The organism is Tateyamaria omphalii (assembly GCF_014651375.1).
Classification (GTDB): domain Bacteria; phylum Pseudomonadota; class Alphaproteobacteria; order Rhodobacterales; family Rhodobacteraceae; genus Tateyamaria; species Tateyamaria omphalii.
Window position 1 is genome coordinate 769,906 of record NZ_BMWT01000002.1, and the last position, 19,142, is coordinate 789,047.

At 59.8% G+C, this 19,142-nt stretch carries 24 protein-coding genes and 1 other RNA gene; 7 read left to right on the forward strand and 18 right to left on the reverse strand.

What is annotated here, in order from left to right; genetic code table 11:
* Positions 1-21 precede the first annotated feature (21 nt).
* The 5 genes from IE087_RS09410 to mgtE all read right to left on the reverse strand — a co-directional run bounded on the left by IE087_RS09410 (position 22) and on the right by mgtE (position 5,686).
* Complete coding sequence (locus tag IE087_RS09410) at positions 22-1,800, reverse strand: SLC13 family permease (protein WP_189369051.1); 1,779 nt, start codon at positions 1,798-1,800, stop codon at positions 22-24.
* Positions 1,791-2,753, reverse strand: a complete 963-nt coding sequence (locus IE087_RS09415; RefSeq protein ID WP_189369052.1) for a DMT family transporter — start codon at positions 2,751-2,753, stop codon at positions 1,791-1,793. The genes IE087_RS09410 and IE087_RS09415 overlap by 10 nt, the downstream gene beginning before the upstream one ends.
* Positions 2,750-3,559 carry a TIGR00282 family metallophosphoesterase gene (locus IE087_RS09420; RefSeq protein WP_189369053.1) on the reverse strand — a complete coding sequence of 270 codons (810 nt, stop codon included), beginning with the start codon at positions 3,557-3,559 and terminating at the stop codon, positions 2,750-2,752. The genes IE087_RS09415 and IE087_RS09420 overlap by 4 nt, the downstream gene beginning before the upstream one ends.
* An 89-nt stretch (positions 3,560-3,648) precedes the next feature.
* Positions 3,649-4,227 (reverse strand): 5-formyltetrahydrofolate cyclo-ligase, encoded by a 579-nt coding sequence (locus tag IE087_RS09425; protein ID WP_189369054.1) that lies wholly within the window; start codon positions 4,225-4,227, stop codon positions 3,649-3,651.
* A gap of 64 nt (positions 4,228-4,291) precedes the next feature.
* The gene (gene mgtE / locus IE087_RS09430; protein WP_189369055.1) at positions 4,292-5,686 is read right to left on the reverse strand and encodes a magnesium transporter; all 1,395 of its coding nucleotides are present in this window, start codon (positions 5,684-5,686) and stop codon (positions 4,292-4,294) included.
* 114 nt (positions 5,687-5,800) lie between these two features.
* On the opposite strand from mgtE, the gene guaD reads away from it, so the two are divergent.
* On the forward strand, positions 5,801-7,087 hold the full coding sequence (gene guaD / locus IE087_RS09435) for a guanine deaminase (RefSeq protein ID WP_189369056.1): 1,287 nt from the start codon (positions 5,801-5,803) through the stop codon (positions 7,085-7,087).
* Here guaD and IE087_RS09440 read toward each other — a convergent pair.
* The 5 genes from IE087_RS09440 to IE087_RS09460 all read right to left on the reverse strand — a co-directional run bounded on the left by IE087_RS09440 (position 7,084) and on the right by IE087_RS09460 (position 11,382).
* Positions 7,084-7,506: a CAP domain-containing protein gene (locus IE087_RS09440; RefSeq protein ID WP_189369057.1), complete on the reverse strand. Its 423-nt coding sequence runs from the start codon at positions 7,504-7,506 to the stop codon at positions 7,084-7,086. The two genes, guaD and IE087_RS09440, sit on opposite strands and share 4 nt — an antisense overlap.
* The gene (locus IE087_RS09445) at positions 7,503-8,843 is read right to left on the reverse strand and encodes an 8-oxoguanine deaminase (RefSeq protein ID WP_189369058.1); all 1,341 of its coding nucleotides are present in this window, start codon (positions 8,841-8,843) and stop codon (positions 7,503-7,505) included. Before IE087_RS09445 ends, IE087_RS09440 begins: the two co-directional genes overlap by 4 nt.
* Complete coding sequence (gene hisN / locus IE087_RS09450) at positions 8,840-9,637, reverse strand: histidinol-phosphatase (protein WP_189369059.1); 798 nt, start codon at positions 9,635-9,637, stop codon at positions 8,840-8,842. Before hisN ends, IE087_RS09445 begins: the two co-directional genes overlap by 4 nt.
* A 56-nt stretch (positions 9,638-9,693) precedes the next feature.
* On the reverse strand, positions 9,694-10,065 hold the full coding sequence (locus IE087_RS09455) for a helix-turn-helix domain-containing protein (RefSeq protein WP_189369060.1): 372 nt from the start codon (positions 10,063-10,065) through the stop codon (positions 9,694-9,696).
* Positions 10,066-10,497: 432 nt separating this feature from the next.
* Complete coding sequence (locus IE087_RS09460; protein WP_189369061.1) at positions 10,498-11,382, reverse strand: LysR family transcriptional regulator; 885 nt, start codon at positions 11,380-11,382, stop codon at positions 10,498-10,500.
* Between the two features lie 124 nt (positions 11,383-11,506).
* On the opposite strand from IE087_RS09460, the gene IE087_RS09465 reads away from it, so the two are divergent.
* The 3 genes from IE087_RS09465 (at position 11,507) to IE087_RS09475 (ending at position 13,227) form a co-directional block, all read left to right on the forward strand.
* The gene (locus IE087_RS09465) at positions 11,507-11,722 is read left to right on the forward strand and encodes a DUF1127 domain-containing protein (protein WP_229801323.1); all 216 of its coding nucleotides are present in this window, start codon (positions 11,507-11,509) and stop codon (positions 11,720-11,722) included.
* A gap of 193 nt (positions 11,723-11,915) precedes the next feature.
* On the forward strand, positions 11,916-12,695 hold the full coding sequence (locus IE087_RS09470; protein ID WP_189369062.1) for a Bax inhibitor-1/YccA family protein: 780 nt from the start codon (positions 11,916-11,918) through the stop codon (positions 12,693-12,695).
* A gap of 70 nt (positions 12,696-12,765) precedes the next feature.
* A complete protein-coding gene (locus IE087_RS09475; RefSeq protein ID WP_189369063.1) occupies positions 12,766-13,227 on the forward strand; it encodes a cupin domain-containing protein in 462 nt (153 codons plus the stop codon).
* Between the two features lie 4 nt (positions 13,228-13,231).
* On the opposite strand, the gene IE087_RS09480 is transcribed toward IE087_RS09475, so the two are convergent.
* The 5 genes from IE087_RS09480 to rpmG all read right to left on the reverse strand — a co-directional run bounded on the left by IE087_RS09480 (position 13,232) and on the right by rpmG (position 14,744).
* Positions 13,232-13,708 carry a GNAT family N-acetyltransferase gene (locus tag IE087_RS09480; protein WP_189369064.1) on the reverse strand — a complete coding sequence of 159 codons (477 nt, stop codon included), beginning with the start codon at positions 13,706-13,708 and terminating at the stop codon, positions 13,232-13,234.
* Positions 13,708-14,220: a P-loop NTPase family protein gene (locus IE087_RS09485; protein WP_189369065.1), complete on the reverse strand. Its 513-nt coding sequence runs from the start codon at positions 14,218-14,220 to the stop codon at positions 13,708-13,710. The genes IE087_RS09480 and IE087_RS09485 overlap by 1 nt, the downstream gene beginning before the upstream one ends.
* Positions 14,217-14,375 carry a hypothetical protein gene (locus IE087_RS09490; RefSeq protein ID WP_189369066.1) on the reverse strand — a complete coding sequence of 53 codons (159 nt, stop codon included), beginning with the start codon at positions 14,373-14,375 and terminating at the stop codon, positions 14,217-14,219. Before IE087_RS09490 ends, IE087_RS09485 begins: the two co-directional genes overlap by 4 nt.
* On the reverse strand, positions 14,369-14,506 hold the full coding sequence (locus tag IE087_RS09495) for a hypothetical protein (RefSeq protein WP_189369067.1): 138 nt from the start codon (positions 14,504-14,506) through the stop codon (positions 14,369-14,371). Before IE087_RS09495 ends, IE087_RS09490 begins: the two co-directional genes overlap by 7 nt.
* Positions 14,507-14,576: 70 nt before the next feature.
* Complete coding sequence (gene rpmG, locus IE087_RS09500) at positions 14,577-14,744, reverse strand: 50S ribosomal protein L33 (RefSeq protein WP_039682682.1); 168 nt, start codon at positions 14,742-14,744, stop codon at positions 14,577-14,579.
* 264 nt (positions 14,745-15,008) lie between these two features.
* On the opposite strand from rpmG, the gene IE087_RS09505 reads away from it, so the two are divergent.
* The 3 genes from IE087_RS09505 to IE087_RS09515 all read left to right on the forward strand — a co-directional run bounded on the left by IE087_RS09505 (position 15,009) and on the right by IE087_RS09515 (position 17,070).
* Complete coding sequence (locus IE087_RS09505; protein ID WP_189369068.1) at positions 15,009-15,971, forward strand: AraC family transcriptional regulator; 963 nt, start codon at positions 15,009-15,011, stop codon at positions 15,969-15,971.
* Between the two features lie 125 nt (positions 15,972-16,096).
* Entirely contained in the window at positions 16,097-16,468 is a 372-nt protein-coding gene (locus tag IE087_RS09510) for an SPW repeat domain-containing protein (protein WP_189369313.1), read from the forward strand.
* A gap of 113 nt (positions 16,469-16,581) precedes the next feature.
* On the forward strand, positions 16,582-17,070 hold the full coding sequence (locus IE087_RS09515; RefSeq protein ID WP_189369069.1) for a YHS domain-containing (seleno)protein: 489 nt from the start codon (positions 16,582-16,584) through the stop codon (positions 17,068-17,070).
* A 97-nt stretch (positions 17,071-17,167) separates the two neighbouring features.
* On the opposite strand, the gene rnpB is transcribed toward IE087_RS09515, so the two are convergent.
* The 3 genes from rnpB to IE087_RS09530 form a co-directional block, all read right to left on the reverse strand.
* An RNA gene (rnpB, locus tag IE087_RS09520) (RNase P RNA component class A) lies at positions 17,168-17,544 on the reverse strand.
* Between the two features lie 117 nt (positions 17,545-17,661).
* Positions 17,662-18,363 (reverse strand): N-acetylmuramoyl-L-alanine amidase, encoded by a 702-nt coding sequence (locus IE087_RS09525; RefSeq protein ID WP_229801324.1) that lies wholly within the window; start codon positions 18,361-18,363, stop codon positions 17,662-17,664.
* On the reverse strand, positions 18,324-19,136 hold the full coding sequence (locus IE087_RS09530; protein ID WP_189369070.1) for an excalibur calcium-binding domain-containing protein: 813 nt from the start codon (positions 19,134-19,136) through the stop codon (positions 18,324-18,326). Before IE087_RS09530 ends, IE087_RS09525 begins: the two co-directional genes overlap by 40 nt.
* Between the last annotated feature and the right edge of the window lie 6 nt (positions 19,137-19,142).

Below are 19,142 nucleotides of genomic sequence, written 5' to 3' on the forward strand. Positions count from 1 at the left end.
CGTGTTAACGGAATATTGCCGTCATAGGGGCCAAATAAATGGAATAATGGCAGAGGCCAGAAGTCCAACACTCAGGTTCAGCGGAATGCCTACACGCATGAAATCCGTGAACTTATAGCCGCCCGGGCCATAGACCAGCATGTTGGTTTGATAGCCGATGGGGGTCGCGAATGAAGCGGAGGCTGCCACCATCACCGCAACGACCAAGGGACGCGGATCAATGCCGAGCGCCGTCGCAAGACCGATCGCAATCGGCGTGACAACAACCGCGACGGCATTGTTGCTGACAAGCTCGGTCAGAACTGATGTCAGCAAGTACACCGCCCATACAATCAGGAAGGGCGGCAAGACCATCAGACCCGGCGCAATTGCATCAACAATCAACGACACAGCCCCTGTTGCCTCCAATGCCGCGCCAATTGCCAGCATGGAGAAGATCAACGCCAACAGGCGACCGTCGACAAATGAAAACGCCTCATCAGCGTCGATGCAGCGGGTGATCAGAACAAGTGCAACAGCCAGAACAGACAGCATCAAGATGGGCGCAACACCAAAAGCTGCAAGGATAACGATGCCCAACAAAGCGCCCAACGCAATCGGCGCATGGCTGCGTCGAAACTCACGTTGGGACGGTTTGGAAACATCCACCATGTCCATGTCTGCCGCCAAACGCTGAATGTCCTCAGGCGCCCCTTCCAACAGCAAAGTATCACCCACCTTGACCACCAATTCGTCAAGCTGCCGGCCGATGTTCTGGTTCCGGCGATGCACGGCCAAAGGATAGACACCATAGCGGCGGCGCAAGCGCAGTGTGCCCAATGACCGGCCCACCATTCTGCAGCCCGGCGTGATCAGCACCTCAACTGTTGTTGTCTCGACCGCGCCAACTTGGTCAATGCGCTTGAGTTCTTTGTTGCGCTGCAAGCTCAAGAGTTCAGTCATCTGGGTACGCAGAACCACACGATCCCCAACCTGTAACTCCACCCCCTGCATGTTGCGGCGCAAAGACTCGTCGCCGCGGATCACATCGACGAGACGCACGCCATCACGCTTGAACAGCTGAACGCCCGTGACCTCTCGTCCAACAAGGTTCGAATCCGGCGGGATCACTGCCTCGGTAAAAAATTTCATGCGGCTCCGATCGCTGAGAAGACCGGCCATACTATCCCGGTCCGGCAGCAGCATCGGTCCGAAAAAGCGCAGATAAATCATGCCCCAAATGACAAGGATGATCCCGAGCGGTGTTACTTCGAAGATGGTAAAAGGCTCCATCCCCTGGGTTCGAGCCACACCATCCACGAGAAGGTTGGTCGACGTCCCGATCAGGGTCAGCGTCCCTCCGAGAATCGCGGCATAGCTGAGAGGGATCAACATCTTTGACGGGCTTAGCCCCATGGTCTTGGCCAGTTGGATAATCACGGGGATCATCACCACCACCACCGGTGTGTTTGAGACGATGGCCGAACTGAAAATCACGAAAGTCATCAACAAGACAACGGCGATTGCCGGATTCGTGCGGGCCTTTCGGTCGGCCAGCCCCGTGAATGCGTCCAGCGCACCCGTCCGCACAAGGGCTCCCATGATGATAAACATCGACGCAATGGTCCACGGCGCAGGATTCGACAACACTGCGAGGGCGTCGTCGTAGGGAAGCGCGCCCGTGGCCAGCATCAGCGCCGCCCCGCCAATCGCCACCACCTCGGTCGGAAAGACTTCGCGCAGAAACAGCACAAACATCACGCCGACCACCACCAATGTCAGAATTGCATTTCCTGTTTGCGAAAGCTCGATCAGCCCCATGGGCGTGGCCCTTGTTTATGCGCACTTTGGCGCACATTTTCTCCCAATGGTTCGGGGCCTGCAACCCGAGCGCGACGCGGTTGGACCAGAAACATACCCACCATCATCAAGGCGAGCGCGCCCCACACCGTCGGTGCATAGGCTTCACCAAGGATCAGTCGGGCCCAAAACACGCCGAAAAGAGTAACCAGAAAGCTAACCTGAACGGCAAAGACCGGCCCTGCACGCCCCACCAACCAGACATATCCCGCATAAACCAGCACATGCGTCGTTGCACTGATGGCGAGTGCGATGTCCGAGGGACCAAAGGGCGGGCGCGGATCGATCCACTGACCACTGAACAGGGCAAGTGGCAGGGCAATGATGGCACCGACAATGGAGCCCCCCCACAGGACCTGAATAGCGTCCAAACCAGCCGTGCCCCAACGCGCGACGTAGTTGCCCTCGAACGCATAGAACAGGCCTGAAATCAGCCCCACGCCGACCCAGATGACGGGAAACGCCCCGGCCAGTGCAGCGTTCGGCAGCACAATCATCAACACGGCGGTCAAGCCCACCAGCAACCCAAAGAACCGCCGCCATTCAAACCGGTCCAGACCAAGCGTCAGCGCGATGGGAAAGGCCCAGATCGGAATCGTCGACAGCAGGATCGACATGATGCCCGCAGGCAGATGCACCGCGGCCTGATAGCTGGCCGAGTTCGGCAGCACAGATCCAATAAAGGCAATGACAAGATAGACGCGAAGATGCGCCCGGCCCCAGGGCAACCGCACACCTTTCAGCAGGGCCAGTGCCGTCATCACGACAGCCCCGATCACCAATTGCCAGAACAGGAGGCCGAAATGCTGATAACCCGTGCTGACCGCGATCTTGGTCAACGGCATGGTCAGGCCCCACCCCGCCCCCAACAGGATCAGCACGACAGTAAAGTCCAGCGCGGCTTCGCGTGTCATGGACCAGAGGTTTGCAACAAACCACATTCGCGCACCATTTCAATGCGCGTGGCCCGACCGTCATCCCCGGTCTCAACATACACGCCGGACAGGGTTGCAGGACCAAAGGCGGGTTGGAACCGTTCTTTGGGCATGCCTGTGATAAAGCGGCGTAACGGTTCGTCGCGCTGCATGCCAATGACCGAATTGTAATCGCCACACATGCCCGCATCAGTCAGATAGGCGCAGCCCTTGGACAGGATCATGGCATCAGCGGTCGGTACATGGGTATGGGTCCCAACCATCAGGCTCGCCCGCCCGTCACACCAGTGGCCCATGGCCATCTTCTCAGAGGTGGCCTCGCAATGGAAATCCACGATGATCGCATCAGCCTGCCCACCCAGCGGATGGGTGCGGAACACGGTTTCAAGCGCCGAAAACGGATCGTCAAAGGGGCGTTTCATAAACACCTGCCCGAGGGCCTGCGCCACCAGCACTTTCTTCCCGTTACGTGCCGTGAAGAGGCGCGCACCCTTGCCCGGCGCCGCCTTGGAAAAGTTGAGCGGACGGATAATGCGTGGCTCTTCCTCGATGAACCGCAACATATCCTTCTGGTCAAAGGCATGATCGCCCAGGGTCACGCAATCCGCACCGGCCTCAAGCAACAGCTTTGCATGCGCGCCGGACAGCCCCATGCCGGAGGTGGCATTCTCTCCGTTCACCACAACAAAGTCGAGGTTCCAGTCGGCGCGTAAACGCGGCAGATGGTCGGTAATCGCCTGTCGGCCGGCCCGGCCCATGACGTCACCCAGAAAAAGCAAATTCATACTGCCCCATATGCCTCCTCGCAGGACAACGGCAAGTCCAAAGCTGCGCCAGTCCCCTTCCCTGTTTCCAAAATCCCGGGGGTAGCGCGTCAGCGCAAGGGGGCTGGCCCCCTATCGACGTCAATCACTTCCGTATCCGTGACGATCATATTGAGCGTTTGATCAGTCGGCTCCAAGGGCAACTCCGCCATCTCCTGCGCGCCATAGGCAAACCCAATGGCCAAGGTCGCACGTTGGGCGCGCAGCCCTTCCAAAGTGCGATCATAAAAGCCGCCGCCATACCCCAAACGCCCGCCCAAGCGGGTAAAGGCCACCAAAGGCACGATGACAATCTCCGGCTCAATCAGCTCTTCGGTGGCCGGCACTTGCGCCCCAAATGGGCCATCGGTCATGGCACAGCCCGGAGTCCATTGCGAGAATACCAAAGGCAGACCCGCGCCCCGGATCACTGGAACGGCCACATGCCCATGCGCGGATGCCTCGGCCATCACGGGCAACGGGTCAATCTCGGACCGGATCGGCATGTAACCGGCCAACGGCACGCCGCGATAGCCTGCCAACACGGATGACAACAGGCCACTTGCGCCTCCCGCATCCAGATCACACGCAGCCTTGCGGGCAGCAAACGCCTGTTTCCGGATTGCAGCCTTGTCCTCGGTCAACGACATGAATGACCTCCTTCGGGACGGCGGGCGGGGCGTCTTTGCCGCAGGCAAACAGCGTCCGCCCCCGTCACAGCAAAACCAACGCGGCCAGCCCAAGAAAAGCAAAGAATCCGACCACGTCCGTCACGGTGGTCACAAACGCCCCCGACGCCAGCGCCGGGTCGATGCCGACACGGTCCAGAATGATCGGAATGCCGGTCCCGGCCAAACCCGCGACCACCATGTTCACCACCATGGCCGCCGCAATCACGTAGCCCAGCGCAGGCGATCCGAACCAGATCACGCCAACGACCCCCATCACAACGGCGAAGACCGCGCCGTTGATCAGCCCGACCAGCACTTCGCGCCGGATCACGCGCCAGACATTGGCTCCGGTCAAGTCCTTGGTGGCAATGGCCCGCACCGCCACCGTCAGCGATTGGGTTCCCGCATTGCCACCCATAGAGGCCACGATCGGCATCAGCACAGCCAATGCTACGATCTGCGCAATCGCCATCTCGAACTGAGCGATGACAAGCGATGCAAGGATCGAAGTCACGAGGTTCACTGCAAGCCAGGGGATGCGCCGCTTCGTGGTCTCGCGCACGCGGTCGGACAGAGCAGACTCTTCACCCACACCCGCAAGACGCAGGATGTCCTCCTCATGCTCCTCATCCAGCACGGCCATGGCGTCATCAATGGTGATCAGACCAATCAAGCGCCCCTCGTCATCGACCACAGGGGCCGAGATCAGGTGATACTGGTTAAACGCATAGGCCACGTCGCTTTCATCCTGACTGGCCGGGATCACCTGAAAGGTTTCTTCCACCAGATCGGCCAGCGGCACCTCGCGACGCGATCGCATCAGCTTGCCAAGGGTCACGTTGCCCACGGGATGCAGGCGCGGGTCTATCAGAACGATGTGGTAGAATTGCTTGGGCAGTTCGTCTTCGTCCGCGCTCCGCAGCCGGTCAATGGCCTCGCCCACCGTCCAATGCTCGGGTGCCATGACAACCTCGCGCTGCATGAGACGACCGGCAGAGTATTCGGGAAAGGTCAGCGACTGCTCAACCAGTGCTCGGTCCGTGTCTTCCAGCACGTCCAGGATCTGTTCCTGCTGCGCGTCGTCCAGATCCTCGATCAGGTCAACCACATCGTCGCTGTCCAGATCACGCACCGCATCGGCGAGAACGGTGGGCTTGAGGACACCAATCACTTCTTCCCGGATCGACTCGTCCAGTTCCGACAGGATGTCCCCGTCGAACTCCCGGTCATAGAGGCGGATCAACCGCGACCGGTCAAAGGCGTTGATCTGTTCCAGAAGGTCGGCGATGTCCGCCGCGTGCAGCGGCTCCATCAACTTGGTCAGCTGGTCGCGATCTTCGATATCAACGGCATAGAGGATCGCGGAAACGTCCTTGCGTTCAAGGACATAGGCATTGTCATCTGCGGCGGGATCGGTCACGTCGGTCTGATCTGACATGGCGTGCGTCTCCCTTTCCGTCGCGTCGTGGGCGACCATAGGGCGCGGCCCCTGTGCTGACAATGGGCCGGATTTCGCTTTGCGCCCCCAGCTGCCCCCCGGCATAAGACCGCCATGACAGATGCGTATCTTTTGACCGGCCACGTGCTGACCTTTGACGGCGATCCTTTCGTTGAGCCGTTGGACACAGCGGTCCAAATCTTGGAAAACAGCGCCGTTCTGATCGAGGACGCGGCGATTGCCGCTGTCGGAAACGCTGCATTGGCGCAAGGCGCTCAGGCAACGCGCCACGACTATACCGGCCATCTCATCTGCCCCGGCTTCATCGATGCACACGCGCACTATCCACAGACCGCCATCATCGCATCTTGGGGCAAACGCCTGATTGACTGGCTGAACACCTATACTTTTCCCGAAGAAATGCGGTTCGGCGATCCCGTCTATGCCCAGGCAACGGCGGAGCGGTATCTGGACCTTTTGCTCGATCACGGCACCACCTCTGTGGCGAGCTTCTGCACGATCCATCCCGAAAGCGTTGACGCCCTGTTCAATGCGGCAGCCACGCGCAACATGGCTGTGGTCGCGGGCAAGACCTGCATGGACCGCAACGCTCCTGACGGTCTGCGCGACACCGCGAAGTCAGCCTATGACGACAGCAAAGCGCTGCTGGAGAAATGGCATGGTCAGGGTCGTGCCCGCTATGCCATCACACCCCGCTTCTCGCCCACCTCGACCGAGGATCAACTGGCGGCTCTTGGCGCATTGTGGGCCGAACACCCCGATACATTGATGCAAACCCATCTGAGCGAACAAGTGGACGAGATCGAATGGGTGCGTGGTCTTTATCCGCAGGCCCGCGACTACCTCGACACATATGAACAGCACGGGCTTTTGGGCGAACGCGGCCTCTACGGTCACGCCATCCATCTTGAGCCGCGAGAGATCGACCGGTTGCGTGAGATAGGCGCCGGACTGGTTCACTGCCCAACGTCCAACACCTTTATCGGCTCGGGCCTGTTCGATCTCATGCGGCTCGCAGCTGGCAATGTGCGCACCGGCCTCGCCACAGATACCGGCGGCGGTTCTTCCTTTTCCATGCTGCGTTCCATGGCAGCCGCCTACGAAATTGCACAACTTCGCGGCACCGCCGTGCATGCCGCACAGCTTTTGTGGCTCGCCACGGCAGGGTCCGCCCGCGTTCTGCACCGCGCAGATGAGATTGGGAGCATCGCCCCCGGGCTGGCCGGGGACCTGTGTATCCTTGATCTTGCTTCGACCCCGGCGATCACACAGCGCCATGCCCGCGCCGAAAACATCTGGGACTCAGTGTTCCCGACGCTCATAATGGGTGATGACCGGGCTGTCGCGGATGTTTGGGTGGGCGGCCAGCGCCGCAGCTAGCAGGGCGCGGCTAGCACCATGACCCAAGTGTTGCCCGGCGCGCGCGCCAGTCCGACGGCTTCCGCCTTGCGATGCAGGATATTCCGTCGATGCCCGCGCGATCCCATCCAGGACGTCATCACCTCGGACAGGCTGCGTTGGCCTGCGGCTATGTTTTCCGCGCCAAAGCAGTACCGATACCCAACGCGGTCCAAACGTTGACCAATGTCAGATCCGTCCGATCCTGTATGCGCAAAGAATCCAGCGCGTACCATGTCTTCGGCATGGGCACGGGCCGCAGCCTCCAGCTTGGCATCGTAAACAAGCGGCACACGGTTCTGCGCGGCACGCTCCGCGTTGATCGCTGCCAGTGCCGTTGGATCGGCTGCCGCAGCGTTCGCCATCAGGATCAGGGAAAAGGACAGCAAAACCTGTTTCATAAGGCAGCGCTCAGATTTTGGGCCATCTCGTTCTGGCGTGCGATAACCTGTGACAGATCAATGGTCGTCAGCTGACCGTCCCGCACAATCTGCCGCCCTTCCACAAACAGATCCCGCACTGTCGTTGGACCAGCCAGCAACAAGGCCGCCGGGTCCCAACTGCCCGCAGCCTCGAGCCCGCTGACATCCCAGATGGCCACATCTGCCCGCGACCCCACTCGCAGACGCCCACACTCAGGACGACCGAGAATGTCGGCCCCGCCACGCGTTGCAATCTCCAGCGCTTCCTGCGCGCTCATCGCATCCGCCCCGTTGGCAACACGTTGCAGCAGCATTGCCTGCCGCGCCTCGGCCACAAGGTTGCCTGCATCATTGCTGGCAGAGCCGTCAACACCCAAGCCAACCGGCACACCCACATCGCGCATGGCACGCACTGGCGCGATGCCAGAGCCAAGGCGGCAGTTCGAACACGGGCAATGCGCAACGCCGGTGCCCGTCCGGGCAAACAGGTCAATGTCTTCGGCATCCAGCTTCACGCAATGCGCATGCCACACGTCCGATCCGACCCAGCCTAGATCCTCGGCATATTGCCCGGGACGGCATCCAAACTGGGCAAGTGAATAGGCGATATCCTCGTCATTCTCCGCCAGATGGGTGTGCATCATCACACCCTTGTCCCGCGCCAGCAGAGCCGCGTCACGCATCAACTCACGACTGACCGAAAACGGCGAACACGGCGCGACACCAACCCGACACATTGATCCGGGTTCAGGGTCGTGAAACCCATCGATCACCCGCACCATATCCTCCAGAGTGGCCGCTTCATCCTCAACCAGCCCGTCCGGTGGCAACCCACCCGCACTCTTGCCAATACTCATGGCCCCGCGCGTCGGATGAAACCGCAACCCGACCTCTTGCGCGGCAGCGATCGTGTCTTCGAGCCGGACGCCATTGGGATAGAGGTACAGATGATCCGAGGACAGGGTGCAGCCGGACAGGGCCAACTCGGCCAACCCGATCTGAGCAGACGTGAACATATGATCAGGTGTGAAGCGCGCCCAGATGGGATAGAGAGTCTGCAGCCATCCAAACAGCAGCGCGTCCTGCGCCTGCGGCACAGCGCGGGTCAGAGTCTGGTAGAGGTGATGATGCGTGTTGACCAACCCGGGAGTGACAACACAGCCCGCCCCGTTAACGACCTCAGCCGCTGCCTCCAGCCCTTGCCCAATCTCGGCTACCTGTCCGTCCCGCAGCAGAACATCGGCATCACGCAGAATACGACGGTCGTCGTCCATCGTCACGACATATGCCGCGCGCCGGATCAGGGTTGCCGTCACAGATGACCCGCCAGAATGTCCAGCGTCGCGCGGTGAATATCGGCATTCGCGGCAGCAACCACGCGCCCGCCATCATGAACCGGCCGACCGGACCAATCCGTCACAACCCCTCCCGCCGCTTCAATGAGGCCGATGGGTGCCTGAATGTCATAGCTGTTCAAACCGGCCTCAATCACCAGATCGATCTGACCCGCCGCCAAAAGCGCATAGGCATAGCAATCCATCCCGTAGCGCACCAGCTTGACGTGCCCGGCCACGGCCTCGAAACCCGCGCGTTCTGATTGAGTGCCAACCTCGGGAAAAGTTGTGAACAAAGTGGCGTCAGCCAATGGGCGCGGCGAACGGGTTGCAAGCGGGTGCTCACCCAACGGGCCGCGCATTACAGCATAACTGTCCGCTCCCCAGAACCGCTCCTGAATGTAGGGTTGGTCAATCATGCCAAGGACCGGACCTTGATCGCCACCGACTGCGATCAAAACGCCCCAGGTCGGGGTGCCTGCCACGAAACCTCTGGTCCCATCGATAGGATCCAACACCCAGGTCAGTCCACTTGAACCAAGTTGGGCACCGTATTCTTCACCCAGAATTGCGTCGTCCGGGCGCATGTCGGCCAAGACCGCGCGCATGGCTTTCTCTGCCGCGCGATCCGCTATCGTCACTGGATCATAATATCCGTCTGACGCTTTGTTCTCGGCATTCAGGTCGTTCCCACGAAAGTGCGGGAGGATGGCTGCGCCGGCTGCGTCTGCCATGGCGTGGGCAACTTTGGTCAGGTCAGAAATCAGAGCATTCATACCAACCGGGTGCCAGAATGACATCGGTGGTGCAAGCCCGCATGACCAAACACAACTTAGGCGACGTCGCTCAGCACCCGTGCGAGTTCAAAAAGGCGGCGGCGTTGTGCTTCTGGAATGGCGTAATATGTCCGCACCAATTCCATGGCCTCTTTGTCACCGAGCATATCCGTGGGGGCGGCGCCCGCCGCGGCGATCTGCGACACGTCATCTTTCAGACCTTCAAAGAAAAAGGCCGCCGGAACGCCCATCGCCTCACCAATGTCCCAAAGTCGAGACGCGCTGACGCGGTTTGCACCTGTCTCGTACTTCTGAATTTGCTGAAACTTGATACCAACCATGTCCGCCAGTTTTTGCTGGGTCATTCCGATAAGCCATCTGCGCTGCCGGATACGCTTGCCGACATGTACGTCAACCAAATGTGCCATGTGATCCCAACCTCATGATGTCGCAACGGGCGCATCTTGCGCCTTCAGGAATGGAGCGTGCTGTTCAGCAGCGCCGTGTTCAGTGCCAATACACTAGGTCTAACGGCTGAAATTTTCAACGAAAGATACCCGCTTGACGGGAACTGCATGCGCGACTTTCAGCCATAAGGCGTATCGCGTCGGATCAAATCTGGAGCTTAATGGACCTGTGCACCCAAGGCAGGGGAATACCTCGATATCAATGGAAGGCAAAATTATAACATATATTTCAACGCATTAGACCACAGCAAAAGCAAAATCTGCGCAATAGATCGCCCAACATCGCATCGTGAGGAACAAAGTAACCGTAATTTTATCGAGGTCAGCAGGCGCTTGCAGCACGTCCTTCGATTGGCCGGATTCCGCCCAACCGTTTGCGTTTGATTGCCGACATCAGCGGTTTACCACTGCGCGCAGCCCTGCTCCATCTTGTGTTGCAAAGGCACGTCGCAGGAAACCGACAAGCGCATCATGCACTTCATTGACCGCGCCACCTGCGCCATACAGGTTGATGCTGTGCATCGGCAGATCAGGCAATGCGCCACCGTGTTCGATTCGATCCAGATGGGGTGGTTCAGTGCCTTCAATCATCGTGTGAACGGCAAGATCCGCGCTGACGGTCGCCTCGATCGTGCGGTCACTTTCGGTTTCGACAACGACGTCCCAGGGGATATCGGCAGCGTCCAAACGTTCGACAACACGTGGGCGGAAGGTGCATTGCCGACCGAAGGCCAGTTTCAATGGCCGTTGCCGCCAGGCCGACCCTCCGGGGGCACCCACCCAGCACAGCGGTTTTGTGCATAGCTGCTCTCCCCCAACATCCATACCCGTTTCCGTCGTAAGGATGATGTCACAGGCCCCTTTCGCGAACTCGGCCTTCAACCGTCGTGTGTATGAACTGTCCAGCTGCACCTTCACACGGGGGAAAGCCGCGTGAAACTGCTTCAATACGCGGGGAATGGCCGGGTAGACGATATCGTGCGGCACACCCAGTGTGATCTCACCTTCATAGGCCTGATCGGTCAAACGGGTGATAACCTCGTCGTTCAACGCCACCATGCGGCGGGCAAAGACCAGCAACTGCTCGCCCGAAGCCGTCAGCGCAATGGTTCGACCGGATCGGTCGAACAGATCGAGGCCCAATAGCTCCTCCAACCGCTTCAACTGCATCGAAACCGCCGACTGGGTCAGGTGCAAAAACCCGGCAGCACGGGTGACGCCACCGCTTTCAGCGACTGCAACAAACGACCGAAGCGTCGTGATGTCCAAGTTCCTCACATCACACTCCCTGATACTTAACATCAAAAACATTCGTTTTAAGAATGTGCCACATTCCCCCATATACATCAAGAGAGTTGATTTGACCTTGGTCAATCATCACAGAATTAGAAAGGACAGTCCGATGGCATTTACCGACATCACCACCCGTCATACCAATATGAAATCTGCGGCACGCCGTTTTCCGACGCTCGGCATGCTGTTTGACGTCTGGAAATCCCGTCGCGCGCTGGCGCGTCTGGACGTCCGGCAGCTGGACGACATCGGCATCAGTGCAGACCGCGCTGAACGCGAAAGCGCAAAACCGATCTGGGATGTCCCTGCCACCTGGCGTGACTGAACAATCGGCGTTGCCTGCGTGCACTGTGCGGCATTTATGACAAAACTGGTCGGAATGTCGCACCGAACCAATGCGAAAGCCCTGAAAAACCCTTGAATGACAGGGGAACTGACCCGATATTTAGCCCAATGCGGGCGTAAATCCGCGACCGGCGGATAAGCCGCCGGGAATGGTATCAATTTGGAGGTCAATCATGGCTGAGTTGAATACGATCCGGTCCGCGGCCGGTACACGCGCCGCCCAGATCGATGCGGGCCTACGCGCGCATATGAACAAAGTGTATGGGACCATGTCGGTCGGCATGCTCATCACTGCACTGGCAGCCTGGGCCATCGCTGGCCTCGCTGTCACATCCGACCCGACAGGGGCCACCGTCGCACTGCGCGAAGGCCAGTACCTGACAGGCCTCGGCACCGTGCTGTACACCACACCGCTGCGCTGGGTCGTGATGTTTGCACCCCTTGCTTTCCTGCTGTTTGGTTGGGGCGCTCTGATGCGTCGTGGCTCCGCAGCCGCCGTGCAGCTTGGGTTCTTCATCTTCGCCGCCGTCATGGGCGTGTCGATGAGCTCGATCTTCCTCGTGTTCACCGCATACTCGATCACGCAAACCTTCCTGGTCACTGCGATCGCGTTCGCGGGTCTGAGCCTCTATGGCTACACCACCAAGAAAGACCTGAGCGGCATGGGCACCTTCCTGATGATGGGTGTGATCGGCCTGATCGTGGCGATGATCATCAACATCTTCCTGCAGTCGCCGGCTATGATGTTCGCGATCTCTGCCATCGGCGTTCTGATCTTTGCCGGTCTGACAGCGTTCTACACGCAGGACATCAAGAACACCTACGTGGCACACGCCGCGCACGGTGATCAGGAATGGCTGGAGAAGGCCGCCATTGATGGCGCGCTCAGCCTCTACATCTCGTTCCTGAACATGTTCCAGTTCCTGCTCATGTTCATGGGTCAGCAGGAATAGTTTGCACACAAAGACACACGAAAAGGCCGGTCCAAGCGACCGGCCTTTTTTGTTTCGGAAAGGGGTATACATGACTGTGATCAAGCGCGGCACAGCCCGCACGGAAAGCGGCAAGGCCGACGATCGACTAGGCCCTTACAAAGCCGAACGGATCAGCGACACCGGTGACCTCAGCCAGTTTGGGGCGTTCATTGAAACGCTGCCGCCCGGCTCCGCGTCATCCTTCAATCACTGGCACGAGGCCGTGGATGAAATGATCCTGGTGCTTTCCGGCACAGTCACGTTGGTGGAAGATGGTATCGAAACCGTACTCGAACCCGGCGACGCAGCAACATGGGCCGCTGGTGTGCCCATCGGCCACAATCTGCGGAACGACAGTGACAGCGACGCACGCTATCTCGTGATCGGAACTCGGGCGCCCAGCGACCGCGTGACCTATCCAACCCGGAACCGCGTTCTTATCTTCGACCGAACCACGGACGACCGCCGGTACGAGACGCTGGACGGTCGCCCGAGCACCAAGCCGGGCTGACCGATCAAAGCTCCTGAATCATCCGCAGGGACGGAAACACAATCCCTCCGGCCAGCGGCACATCTATGGGCCCAATCACCCGAAAGCCGACCGCTTCATAGAACGGAACGGCCGTTCGGGTGGCCCAACACTCCATGCGCGCCACGCCACGCCTCCGCGCCACATCGAAACTGCACTCCATCAGGGACCGCCCTACGCCGCGCCTCAGCGCCCGGTCATCCGTGACCACATGACGGATATGACCCAGTGACCGGTCAGCCTTGTCTGGTGTCCAGCCGCCAGCCCCAAGAATACGATCATCCTCTTCGACCACATAATACGTACCACAGGACAACAGTTCAGGTCGCGCCCGGCTGATGATCGGCAGGGCCGTGACCAAAACAGAGGGCGGATAATCCGCCTTAAGCAGCTTCGGATATGTGCGTGACAAAAGTGCATCCACCGCCGCCAAGTCGCGCGAGGTGCTTGGGCGAACAATCATCACAGCCCCTCGAGAAAGCCGCGCACCGCACGCGGATGTGTCAGATGATGCACCGACAACGTCGCCGGGGCGTCAGCAATCAACCGCTGCAACCGTGTCCGCCCACTGTGACGTGTACGCCAGATGAAATGGTAAAACTCAGCCGTCCCACCATGAATGCGTTCGGTGCACCCTTCGGCCATATCCGGGCGCCGTTGCCCCCAGTACTGAACCAAACGCTTCGTCACACGCCACAGCCGCAAACCCACCGGCAAATCCAGCCAGATCAGTGTGTCCGCGCGGCTGATACGGTGGTCGTAAGTGGTGGAAAATCCGCCTTCAAAGATCCACGCATCGCCACGTTCGACAGCTATCGCCATCTCACGACGCAGATCGCGCGGGCGTTGTATCCAGCCGGGCATCCAATGGATGTGATCCATATGATGCACCGGGAGCCCCGTCCGTTCACCCAGCAGGCGCGCCAAAGTGCTCTTGCCGGACCCCGGCCCACCCACAATCATCACACGTTTCATTCTGTCGCCTCGCGCGTCGCATCGTAGATATAGCTTTTGTTCAGCTTTGCGGTGAACCACATTCCTATCGGCGGCGGCACGTTAGATTGGTCGGCAAGCGCAACTTCCCAAGCCCTGCCCACCAACGCACCGCTGACCGGGTCACGCATCACCATCCATATGCCGCCTCCCGTGTGATGGCGAGGTCGGGCCGATCCCTGCGCAAAAACCGGCGAACGGACATAGGATCACGGGCAAAGTGATACACCAGCACATCCACCCGTCGCGTCAGCTTGAACCTGTCCATGATGCTCCTCAACAACGAAAAAGGCCGCGTCCCGATGGGCGCGGCCTTGGAATTCGAAAGAAAGCTGGTCTTACTTGATCTTGCCTTCCTTGTATTCAACGTGCTTGCGCGCCACGGGATCGTACTTCCGTACGACCATTTTCTCGGTCATGGTGCGTGCGTTTTTCTTGGTCACGTAGAAGTGGCCGGTGCCTGCGGTCGAGTTCAGGCGGATCTTGATCGTGGTTGGCTTGGCCATCTGCTGTCTCCTGCATCGCCAAATAAGCCAAGTGGGCCCGCTGGCGGGAAATTCGTGTAGAGCCGCGCTTTTACCCGCGTGCCCCCCCGAGTCAACCCCGCGCGCACCGGGATCGTCAGACGAAGACGGATTTTTCCGTCTTGTTTGATTTCAACCCTGCGATCTCAACTGATTCCACGGGAAACGCCGCCCATACATTCACTTTCCTGTGCCGATCGTTCCGAATACTGGACAGACAGCCTGCTGCATGCACATCTCCAACCCATGCTTGATCCACTCAGCGATATCCTGACCCGACTCACGCTCAAGGGCACCTTGTACTTTCGCACATCCTTCACCCCACCCTGGGGTGTAGCCGTGCCCACGCATGAAAAGGTGGCGCGCTTTCACTTCGCCCATCGTGGGGAATGCCGCGTCCGGATCAAACCGTCAGACACAGTGGTGTCCCTGGCCCAGGGTGACCTGATCATTATCCCCCACGGCGCGGCGCACGACCTGTTCAGCGGGCGGCACGAAGAGGACACCGTTCTACCGCTCGAAACAGTTCTGGAAAGCTCCGGCTACAGTGGCGAAGGGGTGCTGGTCTACGGCGGCGCCGAAGATGACCGTGACACGCAGCTGATATGCGGCCACTTCTCACTGGCAGATCATGCCACGCACATGTTGCTGAACCAATTGCCCGACTACATCCTGATTCCCAATTACGGAGAAAGCGCAGGCCGATGGATGGAAACGTCGCTGCGGCTGATCGCGGACGAAACCGGGCAAGACAAGCTCGGTAGCGATCTGATTGCCCAAAAGATCTCGGAAGTGATCTTTGCCCAGGCCCTGCGCACCTTCATCGAAACAGATGCTGCGACACAAACCGGGCTGGCAGGGTTTGCAGATCCGCATATCTCGCGCGCGCTGATGGCCTTTCACAAGCAACCCGCCGAAGGGTGGAGTGTCGAAAGCCTCGCGCGCGCGGCAGGACAATCACGCACTGGTTTCGCGGTGCACTTTGCGCAAAAGATGGGAATGACCCCGCTTCAATATCTAACGGAATGGCGGATGCAGATCGCACAACAGGATTTGATCGCGCAAACCAAACCGATAGCCGAGATTGCCCGCGATGTCGGATACGCCTCGGATTCAGCATTCGCACGAGTCTTCAAGCGTGAAGTCGGTCAAAGCCCAGCGGCTTTTCGGAACGATCACAGCGGAAAAGTGTCTCTAGCGACAAAGTAATCCGAAAGTTCGAACGATCGGTCAAGAAAGCTGAACGTTCGAAAATGGAACTTACACGCAAAGACGCACATCTTTCTTTCATCACAGCGGCGCAGATCGCCGCATCGATTTCGAAAGGAAAACTTATGTCATTGCGTTTTGTCAGCAAGGAAATCCACGCCTGTCTCGACTACCCCGTCGCCATTGGCCTGATGGCTATGCCCGGCCTCTTGGGCCTGGGGCAATCGCACCCCATGGCCTTCTGGCTCTCGGTTGTCACCGGTGTGGCAGCCTTTGTCCTGACGGTGCTGACCGATCACCATCTCGGCCTGATCCGGGTCCTGCCCTACAAACTGCACCTCGCCGTTGATGGTGTCGTTGGCGGCGCGTTCCTCGTCGCACCGTTCCTCTTCGGGTTCTCGGGTCTCGATGCCGCCTACTACTGGGTCCTGGGCGCAACTGTGGCTGTGGTGGTGTCACTGCATAAGGCTGACACGGCCGAGCCAAGTCTGCTCTAAGCACCCCGCCCAAAACCTTCTCTCCCTCCAAGAAACCTCCTCTTTGACGTGGCAACTGCGGCGTCAAACCAACCGGGCTTTGCCCAAACCCCCTCGAAACGAAAGGAAAATCCATGTTTCGCACTCTCACTCTCGCCACCATCGTCGCAGGTGCAGCAGCGCTGTCCTTCACCTCGCAGGCCATGGCCGCAGATGAATACAATGTCTCGACCGGTATCACGGCTGCTGGTGCCCCCCTGGGCCTGCACGGTGTCGATCCCGTGGCCTTCATCGCATCGAGCAACCCGGTCGAAGGTGTTGCGGCGCACACGGTCGTCCATGACGGCGTTGCGTACCGCTTTGCGTCCGAAGACAACCTGAAGACATTCAAGGCTGCACCAGCCGAGTATCTGCCGCAAAACGGTGGCTTCTGCACCTTCGGTGTGTCCGTGGGCAAGAAATTCGATGGCGACCCTGACTATGCGGCCGTGATCGACAATAAGCTGTATGTCTTCCTGAATGCCGACATCTTTGATGCGTTCAACAAAGACCGCGCCGGAACAATCACGAAGGCGGCAACGCAGTGGACTGACATCCGCAGCACGCCTGTCGAAGAGCTCTGATAAAGCGTTCAACTCCGTTCGGACCCGGTCGTGCTCGGATTGGATTGAAAGCGGGGCAAGTGCAGGTGCGCTTGCCCTTTTTTCGTGATGGATGGTCGTGCGCGGAGGGGCTGTAAGCCGGATTCTGTCTAGGCAAGTTGCCCTGCCCGAGATGACCATTCATCTTGCGACACTGTTGCCAGTGCCGCTCTAGCTGCCAACCCGGACCTGCTGGGGCAGAAGCAGCCCCGCTGGTTGCCCAGCGCGCGGTCCCTATTTGGCATTGCTCCCGGTGGGGCTTGCCGTGCCCGGTCTGTTGCCAGCCCGGCGGTGGGCTCTTACCCCACCGTTTCACCCTTACTGCGGCGTGCCGCAGCGGTCTGTTTTCTGTGGCGCTGTCCGTCGGGTTGCCCCGCCCGGGTGTTACCCGGCACCGTTGCTTCTGGGAGTCCGGACTTTCCTCGACATCTCTGCCGCGGCCATCCGCCCCTCCGCGCCCGCTGCCCTTACGTGTGCGACCGGGGGCGCGTCAATGGGGATCGCTGCGCCAGTGGTGAGCAAGGGAGCCTCCGGCGGGGATTTTTTGAAACAGGGAAGGGTTGGGCCTGTGCATCAGGCAAAAGACGCCGCCCCAGGCAGAACGGTAAAATCTGCTTCATCAAGGGGGCCGCTGGCATATGGGCGGTGCCGCAAGCGGATGGCGGCCAACAGATCGTTGTCCGATGCCTCGGCAGTGTAGCCAGCCCCACGCGCCGCGGCCCGAAATCTGTCCATAGAGACATGGTTAGGCGCCGCAGATTCCACCGTAGCAGCGGCAAGCCCTTGTGACGCAAGGCGCCGCCAATCAAACCGGGGGCCGGGATCAAACTTGCGCCCCGGTGCCATATCCGAATGCCCGATGACATTGGTGCACGGGATATCCCACGCGCGCAGGATTGTGCCCAACAGCACCTCGAGGCTTTCCATCAAGGGCTCGGCAAACGGGCTTGCCCCATCATTGTCGAGTTCAATGCCGATGGAGCGTGAGTTGATGTCAGACAGGCCCCGCCATTCCCCTGCCCCCGCATGCCACGCACGCAGCCCTTCTGGCACCAGCTGCGTAACGCGCCCGGACTTGCACACAACATAGTGCGCAGACACTTCGGCTTCGGGGTCGCAAAGCCGCTCAATGGCAGCTTCTGCCGTCTCCATCGCCGTATAGTGCAACACCACGAAGCGCGGCGTCAGACCATCACGCCGCGGGCCGCAATTCGGCGAAGGATACCAGTGGCGGATCAGTTGCCAGCCGCCCGGCGGAACGGAGCCGGATCCCAACCACAGGCATAGCCATCCCCATCTGGGTCAATGCCACGGCGGTCACGCTCGGGTCCACCACGGGCCAGAAAGTCGATCTGCGCCTCGTCAGCCGAGCTATATTCCGCGCAATTGCGCTGGAACTTCGCGGCAGAGCCAACACCGAAACGGCGGTGGACGCGCGTGCCCTTGGGGTGCCGGGTCTGGAGCGCGTATTGCACCACGTTCGGCTGCGCATTGCCCGTGCGGGACGGCAAAGCCGTGGGCTGAACCACCTGGTATTGCTGACGGTTCGCCTCCAGACGGGCGGCATCGCTTTCGATACTCTGGCGCGACGACACAGCGTCAAAGTTATTCTCGTCCGAAATACCCGGATTGTTCAGGATAACGGGCGCCGCATTCGATGGGCTCGCATTAAGCACCGCCTGCCCCGAGTTTCCGCGTGCGGCGGCAGCATCATTCTCGGCCGCAATCTGCGCCAACTCTGCATCTAGGCTTGCAGGATTTGACACCGCCCGAGGTGTTGCACGCCCCTGAGCCGTGGTCGCGGGGACTGCAGGCTGGGCCTGAGAAGCAGGTGGCAAGGATTGCGTTCCCACCGACGGCGCAGCAGGCACCGCTGCCGCCGCCAATTGGGTGTCACGCGCTTCACGCGCCGCCAGGGTGTTGGGATTGTCGAAACCAACACCGCGCCCCGGATCGACAACACCACTCCCGCTGTCGGGAACAACGGGTTGGCATGCCGATACGGCGGCCACTGCACCGATCATCAGGAAACTGCGGAAACTCAACATCTGCTC

Bases quoted from the DNA above. Each gene is read 5' to 3' on its own strand.
- IE087_RS09410 (WP_189369051.1), bottom strand. From the start codon at position 1,800: ATGGGGCTGATCGAGCTTTCGCAAACAGGAAATGCAATTCTGACATTG.
- IE087_RS09415 (WP_189369052.1), bottom strand. From the start codon at position 2,753: ATGACACGCGAAGCCGCGCTGGACTTTACTGTCGTGCTGATCCTGTTG.
- IE087_RS09420 (WP_189369053.1), bottom strand. From the start codon at position 3,559: ATGAATTTGCTTTTTCTGGGTGACGTCATGGGCCGGGCCGGCCGACAG.
- IE087_RS09425 (WP_189369054.1), bottom strand. From the start codon at position 4,227: ATGTCGTTGACCGAGGACAAGGCTGCAATCCGGAAACAGGCGTTTGCT.
- mgtE (WP_189369055.1), bottom strand. From the start codon at position 5,686: ATGTCAGATCAGACCGACGTGACCGATCCCGCCGCAGATGACAATGCC.
- guaD (WP_189369056.1), top strand. From the start codon at position 5,801: ATGACAGATGCGTATCTTTTGACCGGCCACGTGCTGACCTTTGACGGC.
- IE087_RS09440 (WP_189369057.1), bottom strand. From the start codon at position 7,506: ATGAAACAGGTTTTGCTGTCCTTTTCCCTGATCCTGATGGCGAACGCT.
- hisN (WP_189369059.1), bottom strand. From the start codon at position 9,637: ATGAATGCTCTGATTTCTGACCTGACCAAAGTTGCCCACGCCATGGCA.
- IE087_RS09455 (WP_189369060.1), bottom strand. From the start codon at position 10,065: ATGGCACATTTGGTTGACGTACATGTCGGCAAGCGTATCCGGCAGCGC.
- IE087_RS09465 (WP_229801323.1), top strand. From the start codon at position 11,507: ATGGCATTTACCGACATCACCACCCGTCATACCAATATGAAATCTGCG.
- IE087_RS09470 (WP_189369062.1), top strand. From the start codon at position 11,916: ATGGCTGAGTTGAATACGATCCGGTCCGCGGCCGGTACACGCGCCGCC.
- IE087_RS09475 (WP_189369063.1), top strand. From the start codon at position 12,766: ATGACTGTGATCAAGCGCGGCACAGCCCGCACGGAAAGCGGCAAGGCC.
- IE087_RS09480 (WP_189369064.1), bottom strand. From the start codon at position 13,708: ATGATTGTTCGCCCAAGCACCTCGCGCGACTTGGCGGCGGTGGATGCA.
- IE087_RS09485 (WP_189369065.1), bottom strand. From the start codon at position 14,220: ATGAAACGTGTGATGATTGTGGGTGGGCCGGGGTCCGGCAAGAGCACT.
- IE087_RS09490 (WP_189369066.1), bottom strand. From the start codon at position 14,375: ATGGTGATGCGTGACCCGGTCAGCGGTGCGTTGGTGGGCAGGGCTTGG.
- IE087_RS09495 (WP_189369067.1), bottom strand. From the start codon at position 14,506: ATGGACAGGTTCAAGCTGACGCGACGGGTGGATGTGCTGGTGTATCAC.
- rpmG (WP_039682682.1), bottom strand. From the start codon at position 14,744: ATGGCCAAGCCAACCACGATCAAGATCCGCCTGAACTCGACCGCAGGC.
- IE087_RS09505 (WP_189369068.1), top strand. From the start codon at position 15,009: ATGCTTGATCCACTCAGCGATATCCTGACCCGACTCACGCTCAAGGGC.
- IE087_RS09510 (WP_189369313.1), top strand. From the start codon at position 16,097: ATGTCATTGCGTTTTGTCAGCAAGGAAATCCACGCCTGTCTCGACTAC.
- IE087_RS09515 (WP_189369069.1), top strand. From the start codon at position 16,582: ATGTTTCGCACTCTCACTCTCGCCACCATCGTCGCAGGTGCAGCAGCG.
- IE087_RS09530 (WP_189369070.1), bottom strand. From the start codon at position 19,136: ATGTTGAGTTTCCGCAGTTTCCTGATGATCGGTGCAGTGGCCGCCGTA.